The 15,394-nt window shown below is 42.5% G+C and carries 17 protein-coding genes; 14 read left to right on the top strand and 3 right to left on the bottom strand.

Translation table 11 applies throughout. The features are described from left to right. Positions 1–2: 2 nt before the first annotated feature. The 4 genes from PGW42_RS13775 to PGW42_RS13760 all read left to right on the top strand — a co-directional run bounded on the left by PGW42_RS13775 (position 3) and on the right by PGW42_RS13760 (position 3,899). A complete protein-coding gene (locus tag PGW42_RS13775; protein ID WP_270203839.1) occupies positions 3–1,622 on the top strand; it encodes an ABC transporter substrate-binding protein in 1,620 nt (539 codons plus the stop codon). 107 nt (positions 1,623–1,729) lie between these two features. Then, entirely contained in the window at positions 1,730–2,113 is a 384-nt protein-coding gene (locus PGW42_RS13770) for a winged helix-turn-helix transcriptional regulator (RefSeq protein WP_270203840.1), read from the top strand. After that, complete coding sequence (locus PGW42_RS13765; RefSeq protein ID WP_270203841.1) at positions 2,073–2,534, top strand: GNAT family N-acetyltransferase; 462 nt, start codon at positions 2,073–2,075, stop codon at positions 2,532–2,534. Before PGW42_RS13770 ends, PGW42_RS13765 begins: the two co-directional genes overlap by 41 nt. An 18-nt stretch (positions 2,535–2,552) precedes the next feature. Further along, positions 2,553–3,899, top strand: a complete 1,347-nt coding sequence (locus PGW42_RS13760; protein ID WP_270203845.1) for an MATE family efflux transporter — start codon at positions 2,553–2,555, stop codon at positions 3,897–3,899. Positions 3,900–4,208: 309 nt separating this feature from the next. Here the strand turns inward: PGW42_RS13760 and PGW42_RS13755 are convergent, their stop codons facing one another. Beyond that, positions 4,209–4,655 carry an aspartate carbamoyltransferase regulatory subunit gene (locus PGW42_RS13755; protein ID WP_008374977.1) on the bottom strand — a complete coding sequence of 149 codons (447 nt, stop codon included), beginning with the start codon at positions 4,653–4,655 and terminating at the stop codon, positions 4,209–4,211. Between the two features lie 14 nt (positions 4,656–4,669). Continuing rightward, positions 4,670–5,590, bottom strand: coding sequence for an aspartate carbamoyltransferase (gene pyrB, locus PGW42_RS13750; RefSeq protein ID WP_270203842.1), 921 nt, complete (start codon positions 5,588–5,590; stop codon positions 4,670–4,672). 217 nt (positions 5,591–5,807) lie between these two features. Between pyrB and pheA the strand changes: the two genes are divergently transcribed. The 6 genes from pheA to thiI are packed head-to-tail and all read left to right on the top strand — an operon-like array spanning position 5,808 to position 12,392. Next, entirely contained in the window at positions 5,808–6,938 is a 1,131-nt protein-coding gene (gene pheA, locus PGW42_RS13745; RefSeq protein WP_055155638.1) for a prephenate dehydratase, read from the top strand. 23 nt (positions 6,939–6,961) lie between these two features. After that, positions 6,962–8,251 (top strand): ATP-binding protein, encoded by a 1,290-nt coding sequence (locus PGW42_RS13740; protein WP_022220371.1) that lies wholly within the window; start codon positions 6,962–6,964, stop codon positions 8,249–8,251. Between the two features lie 13 nt (positions 8,252–8,264). Next, entirely contained in the window at positions 8,265–9,227 is a 963-nt protein-coding gene (gene prmA / locus PGW42_RS13735) for a 50S ribosomal protein L11 methyltransferase (protein WP_008374985.1), read from the top strand. A 19-nt stretch (positions 9,228–9,246) separates the two neighbouring features. Beyond that, positions 9,247–9,984: a 16S rRNA (uracil(1498)-N(3))-methyltransferase gene (locus PGW42_RS13730; RefSeq protein ID WP_270203843.1), complete on the top strand. Its 738-nt coding sequence runs from the start codon at positions 9,247–9,249 to the stop codon at positions 9,982–9,984. A gap of 59 nt (positions 9,985–10,043) precedes the next feature. Further along, a complete protein-coding gene (locus tag PGW42_RS13725) occupies positions 10,044–11,201 on the top strand; it encodes a cysteine desulfurase family protein (protein ID WP_008374989.1) in 1,158 nt (385 codons plus the stop codon). A gap of 9 nt (positions 11,202–11,210) precedes the next feature. Next, the gene (gene thiI, locus PGW42_RS13720; RefSeq protein WP_055155635.1) at positions 11,211–12,392 is read left to right on the top strand and encodes a tRNA uracil 4-sulfurtransferase ThiI; all 1,182 of its coding nucleotides are present in this window, start codon (positions 11,211–11,213) and stop codon (positions 12,390–12,392) included. A 92-nt stretch (positions 12,393–12,484) separates the two neighbouring features. Here the strand turns inward: thiI and PGW42_RS13715 are convergent, their stop codons facing one another. After that, positions 12,485–12,718, bottom strand: coding sequence for an HPr family phosphocarrier protein (locus PGW42_RS13715; protein ID WP_008374994.1), 234 nt, complete (start codon positions 12,716–12,718; stop codon positions 12,485–12,487). Between the two features lie 134 nt (positions 12,719–12,852). Here PGW42_RS13715 and mtaB point away from each other — a divergent pair, with 134 nt between their 5' ends. Genes mtaB through PGW42_RS13695 form a run of 4 tightly spaced genes read left to right on the top strand, consistent with a single transcriptional unit; the run spans position 12,853 to position 15,234 of the window. Further along, entirely contained in the window at positions 12,853–14,178 is a 1,326-nt protein-coding gene (gene mtaB / locus PGW42_RS13710) for a tRNA (N(6)-L-threonylcarbamoyladenosine(37)-C(2))-methylthiotransferase MtaB (protein ID WP_008374996.1), read from the top strand. Between the two features lie 51 nt (positions 14,179–14,229). Continuing rightward, a complete protein-coding gene (locus PGW42_RS13705) occupies positions 14,230–14,487 on the top strand; it encodes an IreB family regulatory phosphoprotein (protein WP_008374998.1) in 258 nt (85 codons plus the stop codon). A 12-nt stretch (positions 14,488–14,499) separates the two neighbouring features. Next, entirely contained in the window at positions 14,500–14,928 is a 429-nt protein-coding gene (gene ruvX / locus PGW42_RS13700) for a Holliday junction resolvase RuvX (RefSeq protein ID WP_044999233.1), read from the top strand. Between the two features lie 39 nt (positions 14,929–14,967). Further along, positions 14,968–15,234, top strand: a complete 267-nt coding sequence (locus PGW42_RS13695; protein ID WP_008375002.1) for a DUF1292 domain-containing protein — start codon at positions 14,968–14,970, stop codon at positions 15,232–15,234. The last annotated feature ends 160 nt before the right edge of the window (positions 15,235–15,394 follow it).

The following is a 15,394-nucleotide window of genomic DNA, read 5'->3' as shown; positions in this document are numbered from 1 at the left end:
AAATGACAAAAAGATTAAAAAAGAAAGTTTCAGTAGTGTTAATGATCGTTATGGCACTAATGTTATTTGAAGGCTGTGGGAATAAGAAAGCGGAAGAAAGCGCGCAGACAACAGAAATGAGTGAAGAAGATAAATATGGAGGAGAAATTACAGTTGCATTTGCAACGGCGCCGGCAAATTTAGATTCTGATCAAGGTACATCATGGGAAACGACAGCTGTTACAAATCATGTGTATGAAGGACTTTTTGAATCAAATGCAGAAGGAGAAGCAGTTCCATATTTAGCAGAAGATTATAGTATTAGTGAAGATGGAAAAGTATATACGATCAATTTGAGAAAAGGAGTGCTGTTTTCTGATGGAAGTGAAATGACAGCAGAGGATGTGAAAGCATCTTTGGAAAGATGGCTGAACGTAAATGCAGCAGGAATCTCTGTGAGAGATAAAATTACCAGTGTTGAAATTACAGGGGATTATCAAATCCAGATTAAGTTAAATGAAGTATATGCGCCACTTGTTAATACAATGGCATCTCCTGTTTCCAGTCAGAAAATGGTTGTGCGAAAAAAATCAATAATTGATAAATTTGAGGCAGATATCATTACAGAGCATATTGGAACGGGACCATATATGTTTGAGGAAATCAGTCTGAATCAAAAAGTCGTATTGGTAAGAAATGAATATTATACCCCTGCAGAAGGAGAATTGTCAGGGTTAGCAGGAAAAAGGACGCCATATCTTGATAAAATTACCATTGAATTTGTTCCGGAAGAGAGTGTCAGAATAGCAGGTCTGGAAAGTGGATTGTATAATTTTGCAGACGAAATTTCTACAGACAGATATAAGGAAATTGAAGAATATTCAGGGATTTCACCTGTTATTTGTAAGAATGGTACAATCAGTGTAATTGCGTTTAACTGTGGAAGTGACCCGTTTGATAAGAAAGAACTTCGCCAGGCAGTGGCGTATGCAGTGGATAATGAGGCGCTGGCAAAAGCACAGGTAGGAGATCAGGAATTCTGGTCTGTAGAAGATGGTTCATGGTTTAAGAATGGAAGCATTTGGTATGATGAATCGGCAGGTGATGGAATATATAATGCAAAAGATACCGAAAAAGCAAAAGAGTTAGTAGCAGAATCTGGATACGATGGGGAAAAAATCACCATTATGGCAGATAAGTCCGATTTATATACAAGTAATGGAGCATTGGTCCTTCAGGATCAGTTAAAGAAAATTGGTATCAATGCAGAAGTGGAAGTATATGATACAGCAACGTATGATGACTATAGAGCTGCCGGAAAATGGAATATTGTTTTTTCAAGATGGAGTGATATGAATCCGGATCCACAGGTATTTGAACCATGGACAGGAACCAATGGCTGGATAACCGGATGGAATGATGAAGATTCTGCAGAAATGGATCAAATTTTTGAAAATATGTCAGTTGAAATGGATCAAAATAAGAGATATGAGATTGTAAAACAGTTTTATAGTAAATTTTGGGAAAGTGTACCATATTTGAAAAGTTTCAATGATGTAAGAATACATGCAATTAGTGACAAAGTGCAGGGATTTCAGGCGTATGGACAATCTTATTTCTGGAGTGTATGGACGACTAAGTAAATTCTGACAGATATAGTTCAGGACTTACTAATAAATTTCATAGTAACTTTAAAAATGATCACCTTCAGGCTATAATAAAGCAAAAAGAGCTTGAAGGTGATTATTTTATGGCAAAATATAAGAAAAAATTGGAAGATGATATACGCTGTCCTCTGGAATATGGACTGGCAATCTTTGGAGAAAAGTGGAAATCCCGGATCATCTGTGTACTGCCTGCAGGTGGAAGGCTGCGTTATAGTGAACTGCGCAGGGAAATGTACAATATTACGGATGCTGTGCTAGCAGCAACCTTGAAGGATCTGATTGAGGATGGAATTGTGGACAGAAAATCTTATGATGAGATTCCACCCCGGGTGGAATATTCCCTGGCGGAAAAAGGAAAATTCGTGGTGCCTATTTTACAGAGTATCTGCCAGTGGGCGGATATTTTCTATAAAGAAGATAGTGAAAATGAGATGGCGCAGTGTCAGAAATGCGATCATCGGAGATAAGGAGAGAAAAATGTTTCGCTATACAGAAGAAAAAAAGTTTACAAAAGAACAGGTACAGGAGTTGTTTTTATCGGTTGACTGGATTTCGGGAAATTATCCGGAGCGTTTATATAAAGCACTTATGAATTCTTCGACGGTCCTGACTGTGTGGGATGGTGAGAAGCTGATAGGGCTTACCAGAGTACTGGATGATACAGAGATGCTGGCACAGGTCCATTATGTGCTTGTACGTCCGGAATATCAGGGGAAAGGAATTGCAGGTAAAATGATTGAATATATCAAAGAAAAATATAAAAACTTTTTGTATATTGAGGGAATGCCGGCAGATAAAAATAATGTTCCATTTTATCAAAAACATGGATTTTCGGTTATGGAAAATGGTGCGGCAATTCAAATCTGCAATTATGATGACCAGCGGTAATAGGATGAAAATATGAAGATGGAAAAAGATAATAATTTACTGGCTGCCGCACCGGTGCCAAAGGCATTTTTCAGGCTTGCAATTCCGGCTGTGGCAGCGCAGCTGATCAATATTTTATATAATTTGGTAGATAAGATGTTTATCGGACACATTCCGGGAGTTGGAAAGCAGGCTCTGGCAGGGGTTGGGGTCACAGCACCGGTCATTCTTGCTATTTCGTCTTTTGCAGCACTCGTAAGTATGGGAGGTGCACCGAAAGCATCTGTTTTTATGGGAAAAGGGGACGACAAACAGGCAGAAAAAGTAATGGGAAGCTGTACATGGATGCTGCTCGTACTGTCTGTCGCATTAACTGGAATCATGCTGATTTTCGGGAAGACGATTTTGCGATTGTTTGGTGCAAGTGACGATACGATTATTTATGCAGTGAGCTATATGAATATTTATTGTCTGGGTACGCTGTTCACGCAGCTGACGCTGGGACTGAATGCTTTTATTACGGCGCAGGGGAAAACTCTGATTAGTATGTGTAATGTAGCAGTTGGAGCGGTGACAAATATCGTACTTGATGCAGTCCTTATGAACGGGTTTGGAATGGGAGTAAAAGGTGCAGCACTTGCAACTGTCATTTCGCAGGGAGTGTCAACCTGCTTTGTAGTTCATTATCTTACAAAGTCCGGAAGCAGATTAAAGCTCCGGTTAAAGAATATCCGTTTTGAAAGACAGCTCCTTTTGCCATGTATTTTACTTGGTACTTCGCCGGCTCTGATGCAGCTGACCGAAAATATGGTGGCAATCAGTTTTAACACATCGTTGCAGACGTATGGTGGCGATATGGCGGTAGCGTCTATGAGCATTCTGAACAGTATCATGCAGTTCGTGATGCTGCTTTTGCCGGGACTGGTACAAGGGGCGCAACCATTGCTAAGCTATAATCTGGGGGCAAAGAATATCCCACGGGTGAAGAAAACCTTCCGGTTATTACTTGTATGCTGTGTGAGTGGTTCCTTTCTGATCTGGTTTGTGTGTATGACTCTGCCGGCAACGGTCGCCTCTGTTTTTACGGATGATACTGCCTTGATTACTTATACAGAGAAAAGTATACGGGTGTATCTGGCAATGCTTTTTCTGTATGGAATCCAGGTTGCATGTCAGTATAGTTTTGTCGCACTGGATCAGGCAAAAAAAGCAATTTTCCTTACGATATGGCGTAAAATTATTTTGTTGATACCATTGATTTTTATTTTGCCGTGTATCCTGCCGGATTCCGTAATGGGAGTTTATTTGGCTGAACCGATTGCAGATACCATTGCCATTTGTACTACGGCTCCGATGTTTTATGGATATTATAGAAAATTGAAATAGGACAGATGGTGATTTGTATATGTGGAAAATTGTGGGTTGGAGCATTCGCGATTGATTTTTCGTATAAAAACTGTTAAATAAAAGTAAGTATAAACTAATATGGGAATAAGGGAAATGGTCAACATACAGAAAATAAAATAACCCTTCCAGATTCATCTATGTGCAACGGAGATGAGAGGTGAAAATTATAGAAGCCATTGCTGACATAATTTTCGCTTTCAGAAGCTCATCGGAATGATTTGCACATAGAATTTGGAAGGGTTATTTTGTTTTGCACGGTGTCCGTCCGCTTATCCAAACAAGCCGGCACTACCCACGTTTTCTATTGTATTTCTCCTCACAGTATTTGCACCGGTATACTTCGTTCTCCGGATCGGTCAGTACAAACACATGATCCAGTCCCTGTTCAATCGAAGTAATACATCTCGGATTATGGCATCTGATCACATTCTTGATCTCAGATGGCAGTTTCAGTTCCTTTTTCTCAACAATCTTGGAATCTTCGATAATATTTACTGTGATATTATGATCGATAAAACCAAGGATATCCAGATCAATGATATCGATCGGGCATTCAATCTTGATGATATCCTTTTTACCCATCTTGTTACTTTTGGCATTCTTGATGATGGCTACGCAGCAGTCAAGCTGATCAAGTTTCAGATATTTGTAGATATCCATGCTTTTTCCTGCTTTGATGTGATCCAGTACGAAGCCCTCTGAAATTTTCCCAATGTTCAGTGTATTTTCAACCATGTCTTTCGCCTCCCTTAATCTACATGAATATCCAAAAGTGTCAGGATCAGTGCCATACGGATATAGACACCATACTGTACCTGCTTGAAATAAACAGCTCTTGGATCATCATCAACTTCAACAGAAATTTCGTTGACACGCGGAAGTGGATGGAGAACCAGCATATCTTTTGGCGCAAGTTCCATTTTCCCTTTGTCCAGGATGTAGAAATCTTTCATACGGACATAATCTTCCTCATTGAAGAAACGTTCTTTCTGAACACGTGTCATATAAAGGATATCGAGATCCGGAAGGGCATCCTCCAGGCGTTCTACTTCTGTATATGGGATATTTTTCTTATCCAGTACGTCTTTGCGTACATAACTTGGCAGACGGAGTTCCTCCGGTGAAATAAGTACAAACTCGATGTTCTCATAACGCACCAGGGCATTGATCAGAGAATGTACGGTACGACCGAATTTGAGGTCTCCACAGAGTCCGATCTTCAGATTATTCAGACGTCCTTTTAAAGAACGGATGGTTAAAAGGTCAGTCAGTGTCTGTGTAGGATGCTGATGTCCGCCATCACCTGCGTTGATCACCGGGATTGAAGAGTGCTGCGCTGCAACCATCGGTGCACCTTCTTTTGGATGTCTGATCGCACAGATATCTGCATAGCAGGAAACCATACGGATCGTATCTGCTACGCTTTCTCCTTTGGTAGCAGAGCTGGAAGCTGCCGAAGAAAAGCCAAGTACATTACCACCGAGATTCATCATTGCTGCTTCATGACTCAGTCGGGTACGGGTACTTGGCTCATAGAATAAAGTGGCAAGCTTTTTGCCTGCGCAAGCATGTGCATATTTTTCCGGATGAGCTTCGATATCACTTGCAAGATCCATAAGCTGGTCGAGCTCTTCCACAGAAAAATCTAAAGGACTCATTAAATGTCTCATAAGAAACCTCCTTAAAAATAACCGCAGAATATGTGCGGGTTCATATATTCTTTATCTATAATATAACAAAAACATGGTTATTTCAACAAAGTTTTACATGTTTTTTCTGATCGGGTTTGCGAAGAAATGTAGATTTTACAGAAAAAATATATTATAATGAAAAATTAGTAACGTCAGCGTAAGAAGACATAAGGATAAAACGATAAGGAGTGGGACGATGCAGAGTCTGGAAGAGATGAGAAAAGAGCTGGATGTGATCGATGACCAGATCACCACGCTTTATGAGAGACGTATGAAGGTCTGCGAAGGAGTTGCAGAATATAAGATAAAGAACGGACGAAAGGTATTTGATAAGACAAGAGAGAATGAGAAGTTGGCAGCAGTAGCGGAAAAGGTGTCTACAGATTTCAACAAAAAAGGGATCCGGGAGCTTTTTGAACAGCTGATGAGCATGAGCAGAAAGCTGCAGTACCAGCGTCTTTCTGAGGAAGGAGTTCTGGGAAGACTTCCCTTTATCGGACTGGATCAGCTGGATCTTGATGGTGCACGTGTGGTTTTCCAGGGAGTGGAAGGAGCCAACAACCAGGCAGCTATGTTAAAATATTTTGGGAAAAATGTGAAAAACTTCCATGTACCGTCATTCCGTGATGCAATGGAAGCAATTGAAGAGGGAAGCGCAGATTATGCAGTCCTTCCAATTGAAAATTCTTCCGCAGGTCCGGTGACACAGGTGTATGACCTTCTGGTGGAATTTGAAAATTACATTGTAGGAGAGACGGTCCTTCCGATTAAGCATATGCTTGCCGGAGTGAAAGGAACTACACTTTCCAGCATTGAAAGAGTGTATTCACATCCACAAGGACTGATGCAGACATCCCATTTCCTGGATGAACACGGAACCTGGCAGCAGATCAGTGTTGCCAATACTTCTATGGCGGCCAAGAAGATGATGGAAGACCAGGATACCACGCAGGCAGCTGTCTGCAACGAATATGCAGCAGAGCTTTACGGACTGGATATCCTGGCAAGAGAGATCAATGACGAATCTGACAACAGTACAAGATTTATCATTGTCACGAACCAGAAGGTATTCCTGAAAAATGCATCCAAGATCAGTATTTGCTTTGAAATACCGCATGAGAGTGGATCGTTGTACCATCTGCTTTCCCATTTTATTTACAATGACCTGAACATGACAAAGATCGAATCCCGGCCGGTAGAAGGAAAAAGCTGGGAATATCGTTTCTTTGTGGACTTTGAAGGAAATCTGGCAGATGCCGCAGTGAAAAATGCGATCCGTGGACTGAGGGAAGAAGCACTGAACCTGAAAATCCTTGGAAATTATTAGACTGAAAAAGAGAGGACACGTCTATGAGAACAAATGAACTGATATTATATCGTTATATGGAACATGAAGATCTTCTTCGGGACATGACATTTCTGATCGACAATGCAGATAATGATTATTACAACAAAGAGGATTTGAAGAGCCTTCTTTTCGAAAATTTAAATGAGCTGATCGAGCTGGCTGCAAACTATGGATTCGAGGGGAACCTCTGGCATACCTTCCTGACGTTCCTGCTTGCCAACAGTGAGAATGCTTACAGCACAGCCTGTGAAGTGGTAGGAGAGGTAGAGGGAAGCGTCAATAAAGCAGCCCTTCATGATTTTCAGATTTTCAAAGAACTGTTCGAATATGATCTGAAAGAGATGGGTGAAAAGCTCGGTACAGACAGTCTGGAACTGATTGAGGACTATCATCCGGTCAATGCCAAGGGACATGTATTTAACAAGAGGATTCGCGACCGGATCTGCGACTTAAGCAAAGCTCTTGCGCAGACAGATGATGCAGAAGAATTTAAGACAACTGTAACCCAGTTCTACAAAGAATTCGGAGTGGGAACTTTCGGACTTCACAAGGCATTCCGTATTGAGCATACGGAAGAAGGAGCACAGATCGTGCCGATCACCAAGATCGCACACGTCCATCTGGATGATTTGGTGGGTTATGACATTGCCAAGAAGAAACTGATCGATAATACCGAGGCATTTGTAAAGGGTAAAAAAGCTAATAACTGTCTGCTTTTTGGTGATGCCGGAACCGGTAAATCTTCTTCGATCAAGGCAATCCTGAACCAGTATTATGACCAGGGACTTCGTATGATCGAAGTGTACAAGCATCAGTTCAAAGACCTGAATGATGTGATCGCACAGATCAAGAACCGGAATTACAAATTTATTATTTATATGGATGATCTTTCTTTTGAAGAATTCGAGATTGAGTACAAATATCTGAAAGCGGTGATCGAAGGCGGTCTGGAGAAGAAACCGGATAATATCCTGATCTATGCAACTTCCAACAGAAGACATCTGGTACGTGAGACATTCAAAGATAAAGCTGACAGAGATGAAGAACTGCACACCAATGATACCGTACAGGAGAAACTTTCGCTGGTAGCAAGATTCGGCGTGACCATTTATTTTGGAAAACCGGATAAAAAAGAATTCCAGAAGATTGTCACCACGCTTGCAGATCGTTACGGTGTCGAGATGGAAGAGGAAAAGCTTCTTCTGGAGGCAAACAAATGGGAATTGAGCCATGGTGGATTAAGCGGACGTACTGCACAGCAGTTTATTGATTATTTGCTTGGACAACAATAAAAGGAGAAACAATATGAAGTGGAATAAATTCAGATTAAAGACAACAACCGAGGCAGAAGACATTGTCAGTAGTATGCTGATGGACCTTGGTGTACAGGGAATCGAGATTGAGGATAAGATTCCGATGACACAGGCGGAAAAAGAACAGATGTTTGTTGACATCCTTCCGGAGACAGGAATCAATGACGGCATCGCATATATCAGTTTCTATCTGGAAGAAGATGAAGATAAAGAAAGTCTTCTGGAAGCTGTGAAAAATGAACTGGAAGATATGCGTGCCTATGTGGAAGTAGGTGAAGGAACGATAGAAGAATCCCAGACAGAGGATGTGGACTGGGTCAATAACTGGAAAAAATATTTTCACCAGTTCTATGTGGATGATATCCTGATCATTCCGTCCTGGGAAGAAGTAAAGCCGGAAGATGAAGGCAAGATGATCGTGCATATCGATCCGGGAACTGCATTCGGAACGGGAATGCATGAGACCACACAGCTCTGCATCCGTCAGCTCCGCAAATATGTGACAGAGGACACCAGAATTCTGGATGTAGGATGTGGAAGTGGAATTCTTGGAATGCTGGCGCTGATGTTCGGTGCAAAGTATTCTGTAGGAACAGACCTGGATCCGTGTGCGATTGATGCAACCTATGAAAATATGGAAGTCAACGGTATTTCAAAGGATAAATACGAAGTAATGATCGGAAATATCATTGATGATAAAGCGGTTCAGGATAAAGTTGGTTATGGATGCTATGATATCGTTGTGGCGAATATTCTTGCAGACGTACTGGTGCCGCTGACACCGGTGATCGTGAACCAGTTAAAAGACGGTGGTATCTACGTGACAAGTGGTATCATCGAAGACAAGGAAGAGACGGTAAAAGCAGCGGTAGAGGCAGCAGGTCTCACGGTTCTGGAGGTTCATCATCAGGGAGAATGGGTATCTGTAACAGCGAGAAAAGAAACGAAAGCGTAGGCAGAGAGGATCAGAAAAGATGCATCATTTTTTTGTAACACCACAGCAGATCTCCGGAGATAAGATCCGGATTGAAGGCGGAGATGTTAATCATATGAAGAATGTGCTCCGGATGAAGCTGCATGAAAAGGCTGAAATCAGTGACGGAGAAAGAAGAACCTATCTTTGCGAGGTGGAAGCCTATGAAGAAGATGTGGCGGTTCTGCATATTCTGGAAGAAATGGAAGCGGACACGGAACCGGCGTCAAAGCTGTATCTTTTCCAGGGGCTTCCCAAAAGCGACAAGATGGAGCTGATCGTGCAAAAAGCGGTGGAGCTTGGCGTGTATCAGGTGATTCCTGTAGCAATGAAGCGTTCTGTTGTTCGTCTGGATGATAAGAAAGCAGCGAAAAAAGCAGACCGTTGGAATTCCATCGCAGAAAGTGCGGCAAAGCAGGCCGGAAGAAGCCGGATCCCGGAAGTTACCATGCCGCTTTCGTATAAAGAAGCACTGAAAATGGCAGAAGAGCTTGATGTGACGTTGCTTCCGTATGAACTTGCAGGTGGTATGAAAGTGACAAGAGAAGTGATCCGTCAGATTAAAAGTGGACAGTCTGTTGGGATTTTTATTGGACCAGAGGGTGGATTTGAACCGGAAGAAGTTGATGCAGCAGTCAGTATGGGGGCGAAGGTCATCACCCTGGGCAGGCGGATCCTGCGGACAGAGACAGCCGGACTTGCAACGCTTGCTGTACTGATGTTTGAACTGGAACAGTAGACCGGCAGGCAAAGAACTGCATAAGATAAAGAGAAGAAGTGTTTGGGAGACAAAGAAAAATGGAAGTTTATCTGGATAATTCAGCAACAACGAGAGCCTATGAGTGTGTTCGGGATATAGTTGGAAAAGTGATGTGTGAGGATTACGGTAATCCATCCTCCATGCATAAAAAAGGTGTGGATGCAGAAGCGTATGTCCGTGAGGCGAAGGAGACACTTGCAAAGATTCTGAAGGTGCAGGAAAAGGAACTTTATTTCACATCCGGTGGAACAGAAAGTGACAACCTTGCATTGATCGGAGGTGCACGTGCCAATCACCGTGCCGGCAAGCATCTGATCACCAGTTCAATTGAACATCCGGCAATTCTCAATACCATGCGTTACCTGGAAGAGGAGGAGGGCTATCGTGTGACCTATCTTCCGGTTGATGAGTATGGACGGATCCGCCTGGATGCGTTAAAGGAAGCGCTCTGTGACGAGACGATCCTGGTATCGGTTATGTATGTGAATAACGAAGTGGGATCGGTTCAGCCGATTGCAGAAGCATCTGCGATCGTAAAGGCTTATAATAAAAATATCCTGTTCCATGTGGATGCAGTACAGGGATTTGGAAAATATAAGATTTACCCGAAAAAGATGGGAATCGATATGCTTTCTGTAAGTGGACATAAGATCCATGGACCGAAGGGAATTGGTTTTATCTATATCAATGAAAAAGCAAAAGTAAAACCGATCATTTTTGGAGGCGAGCAGCAGAAAAACATGCGTTCCGGAACAGAAAATGTACCGGGGATTGCAGGAATCGGGCTGGCAGCAAAGACGATTTACACAGACTTGGATGAAAAGGTGGCACATATGCGTGCCTTGAAACAGCACTTTATCGAAGGGGTACAGAAAATCGATCATACTGTGATCCACGGACTTTATGATGAAACAAGTGCACCACATATCATCAGTGTGGGATTTGCAGGAATCCGGAGTGAGGTTCTTCTTCATACACTGGAAGAGAAGGGGATTTATGTATCATCCGGTTCGGCATGTGCATCCAACCATCCGGCGATCAGCGGAGTGTTAAAGGGAATCGGAGCCGGAAAAGAATATCTGGACGCAACGCTCAGATTCAGTATGTCAGAATTTACTACAGAAGAAGAAATTGACTATACGCTGGAAACATTATATAATTGTGTACCGATGCTTAGAAAGTACACACGCCATTAGGAGGAAAGAATGAAGTTTCAGACTTATTTGATAAAATATGGAGAAATCGGAATCAAAGGAAAGAACCGTTATATGTTCGAGGATGCGCTGGTAAGACAGATCAGGCATTCGTTAAAAGACCTGGACGGATTGTTCCATACTTATAAAGCACAGGGAAGAGTTTATGTGGACTGTGACGGAGATTATGACGGAGATGAAGTGGTAGAAGCTCTGAAAAGAGTATTCGGAATTGTAGGGATCTGTCCGGTTGTCCGCGTAGAGGATAAAGGATTTGAAGAACTGAAAAAAGATGTGATCGCATACATGGATGAGGTTTATCCGGATAAGAATATCACATTTAAGGTAGAGTCCCGTCGTGCAAAGAAAACCTATCCGAAGAAATCAATGGAGATCAATTATGACCTCGGAGAAGCTATTCTGTATGCATTCCCGGAAATCCGGGTAGATGTACACCACCCGGATGTACTGCTTCATGTAGAGGTAAGAGAAGAGATTTATATTTATTCCGAGATCATTCCGGGACCTGGCGGTATGCCGATCGGGACCAATGGAACCGCGATGCTTCTGCTTTCCGGTGGAATCGACAGTCCGGTTGCAGGTTATATGATCTCCAAACGTGGCGTCGGACTGGAGGCAACCTATTTCCATGCACCGCCGTACACCAGCGAGAGGGCCAAACAGAAGGTAGTGGATCTTGCAAAGCAGGTTTCCAAATATACAGGACCGATCAAGCTGCATGTAGTCAACTTTACCGATATCCAGCTTTATATTTATGAAAAATGCCCACATGATGAACTGACGATCATCATGCGCCGTTATATGATGCGGATTGCAGAGCATTTTGCAAAAGAAGACGGATGCCTGGGACTTATTACCGGTGAAAGTATCGGACAGGTGGCAAGCCAGACCATGCAGAGCCTGATGGCAACCAACGATGTATGCACATTGCCGGTATATCGGCCACTGATCGGGTTTGACAAGCAAGAGATCGTAGATATTTCAGAGAAGATCGGAACCTATGAGACTTCCATTCTTCCATACGAAGACTGTTGTACGATCTTCGTGGCAAAACATCCGGTAACCAAACCGAATGTAGAAGTGATCCGCAAATCAGAAGAAAACTTAAGTGAAAAGATTGATGAACTGTTTGCAGAAGCAGTGAATACTGTGGAGACGATCATCGTAAAATAATAAAAGAAAAAGGGGAGCTTTTTCAGGCTCTCCTCAAAAAAGGAAAGGACGCAGTACAGAAAATGTACTGCGTCCTGATACTTCGCATTCTATTATACTAAGTATGGTTTCAGAAGTTCGATGATGTTATCAGCATCCTGGTTCTCAGCATGGATGTTCAGATCGATCGGTTTAGAAAGATCAAGACTAAAGATACCCATGATAGATTTTGCATCAATCACATATCTTCCGGATACCAGGTCAAAATCGTAATCGTATTTTGTGATTTCGTTTACGAATGATTTTACTTTGTCGATAGAATTTAAAGAAATTTGTACGGTTTTCATTGAAAACACACCTCCTTGATTTCATTTTCTATAGTTATATTAAAAGTTATACGTAAAAAAGTCAAGGAACAAAACGCCGAAGAATGAATGAAATTTTCGTTAAATGTTATAAATATTGAAAGTAGGATGAATTTATGAAAAAAGCAGCATTACACAACCTGGGCTGTAAGGTAAATGCTTATGAAACAGAAGCAATGCAGGAACTGCTGGAAAAGAACGGATATGAGATCGTACCGTTTCATGATCTGGCAGATGTCTATGTGATCAATACCTGCTCGGTGACGAATATGGCAGACCGCAAGTCCAGACAGATGATCCATCGTGCCCGAAAACAGAATCCTGATGCAGTGATCGTAGCGGCCGGCTGTTATGTGCAGGCGCAGGCGGATATGGGTGAGCTGGATGAGAATATAGATATTGTAATCGGGAATAATAAAAAAAAGGATCTGATCCGCCTTCTGGAAGAATATTTTAAAGAAGACATTCCGGAACAGATGCAGGAGGTCATTGACATTAACCATACCTTCGAGTATGAGAGCCTCCATCTTTCCCGGACAGCAGAGCATACAAGGGCATATCTGAAAGTGCAGGATGGCTGCAACCAGTTCTGTACCTACTGCATCATTCCTTATGCGAGAGGACGCGTGCGCAGCAGGAAAAAAGAAGATGTAGTGGAAGAGGTGCGTACACTTGCGGAGCATGGGTATCAGGAAGTGGTACTTACCGGAATCCATCTCAGTTCTTACGGACTGGAATGGAAAGATGAAAATGGAAAGCAGACAGAAGGACTCCTGGATCTGATCCGCGCGGTACATGGAGTTGAAGGGATCAAAAGGATCCGTCTGGGTTCTCTGGAACCGCGTATCGTGACAGAAGAATTTGCAAAAGAACTGGCTTGCCTGCCGAAGATATGTCCGCATTTTCACCTGTCTCTGCAGAGCGGATGTGATGCAACCCTGAAACGGATGAACCGCAGATATGATGCGGCAGAATATCGGGAAAAATGTGAGCTTCTCCGGAAGTATTTTGAAAATCCGGCATTGACAACCGATGTGATCGTAGGATTTCCGCAGGAATCAGAGGAAGAATTTGAAGCCTCCCGGGACTTTGTAGACAGCATCAATTTTTATGAGACTCATATATTTAAGTATTCAAAGCGCCAGGGAACGAAGGCTGCGAAGATGGACGGGCAGATCCCGGAACATGAAAAAACGCGAAGAAGCAATATCATGCTGGAACTGAACCGCAAAAAAATGCAGCGCTATGAAGAAGGATGGCTTGGAAAAAAGGTGGAAGTTCTATTTGAAGAGATGACAGAGCGTGATGGAAAAAATTATGTCACAGGGCACACCAAGGAATATCTGCGGATTGGGGTTCCATGCGAACCGGAACAGGCAGACCGGTGGACCAATCAGTTAAAAGAGATAGAACTTACTTCACTTTCACAAATTATGCATTGAATTTTTGTATAGATTATATTAAAATGAATATGAAGTATTGGAGGTCGTAAGATGAAAGATATAACGAATACACAATTTTTTCAGGTAGAGACAGGACCACAGATCCAGGCAAAAGATATTCTGGAAATTGTATATAATGCTCTGGTGGAAAAAGGATATAATCCGGTGAATCAGATTGTAGGATACATTATGTCCGGTGATCCTACATACATTACCAGCTATAACGGAGCAAGAAGCCTTGTGATGAAGGTTGAGCGGGATGAGATAGTAGAAGAATTATTAAAAGCTTATATCAGACATGAACTGTAGGTTGAAGATATGATGCGGATAATGGGACTTGATTATGGTACGAAGACCGTAGGTGTTGCTGTAAGTGATCCTCTGGGGATTACGGCACAGGCAGTGGAGACAGTTACGAGGAAGGACGAGAACAAGCTTCGGAAGACACTGGCAAGGATTGAGAGCCTTGCAACCGAATATGGAGTAGAGAAGTTTGTGATCGGTTTTCCGAAACATATGAATAATGATATCGGAGAACGGGCAGAGAAGGCACTGGAATTTGGAGAGATGCTGAAGCGGCGTACCGGCATTGAGATCGTGATGTGGGATGAGCGCCTTACAACGGTGGAAGCGGAACGGACACTTATGGAATCCGGTGTAAGGCGGGAGAACCGCAAGCAGTATGTGGATCAGATCGCGGCTGTATTTATATTGCAGGGATATCTGGACTCTCTGGGTATGCAAAAGTAACAGGCTTTGGAATACAATCAGACGATAAGGGGAAAGTATATGAAGAATGAAAAATTAACGTTTACATGCGGAGAAGGCGGCGAAGCAGAAGAATTTTTTGTTGTGGAGCAGACCAGACTGAATGGAGTGACTTACCTTCTGGTTGCAGATTCAGAAGAGGATGATGCAGAGTGCCTGATCTTGAAGGATACAAGTGCGCCGGAAGAGAAGGACAGCGTTTATGAGATGGTAGAAGAGGAAGTAGAGCTTAATGCCGTACTCAAGGTGTTCGAAGAGCTTCTGGAGGATGTGGAGATTGAAGTGTAGACGGAACTGTCAAAAGAATATTTCTGACAGATAAGAACGGGGTTCGCACACAGAGGCGGACTCCGAATTTTACGATAATTAAATGTACGGATGAGATACATAAATAGAGATGAGCAAAACACATTGATCCAAAAGTAGAACTTGGCAGTTAGCTCCCATA

Source organism: Coprococcus sp. TM115-187 (genome assembly GCF_027679115.1).
GTDB classification, from domain to species: domain Bacteria; phylum Bacillota; class Clostridia; order Lachnospirales; family Lachnospiraceae; genus Allocoprococcus; species Allocoprococcus comes.
The sequence above is the reverse complement of the archived record's forward strand: the minus strand, read 5'-3'. Positions and strand labels throughout refer to the sequence as shown.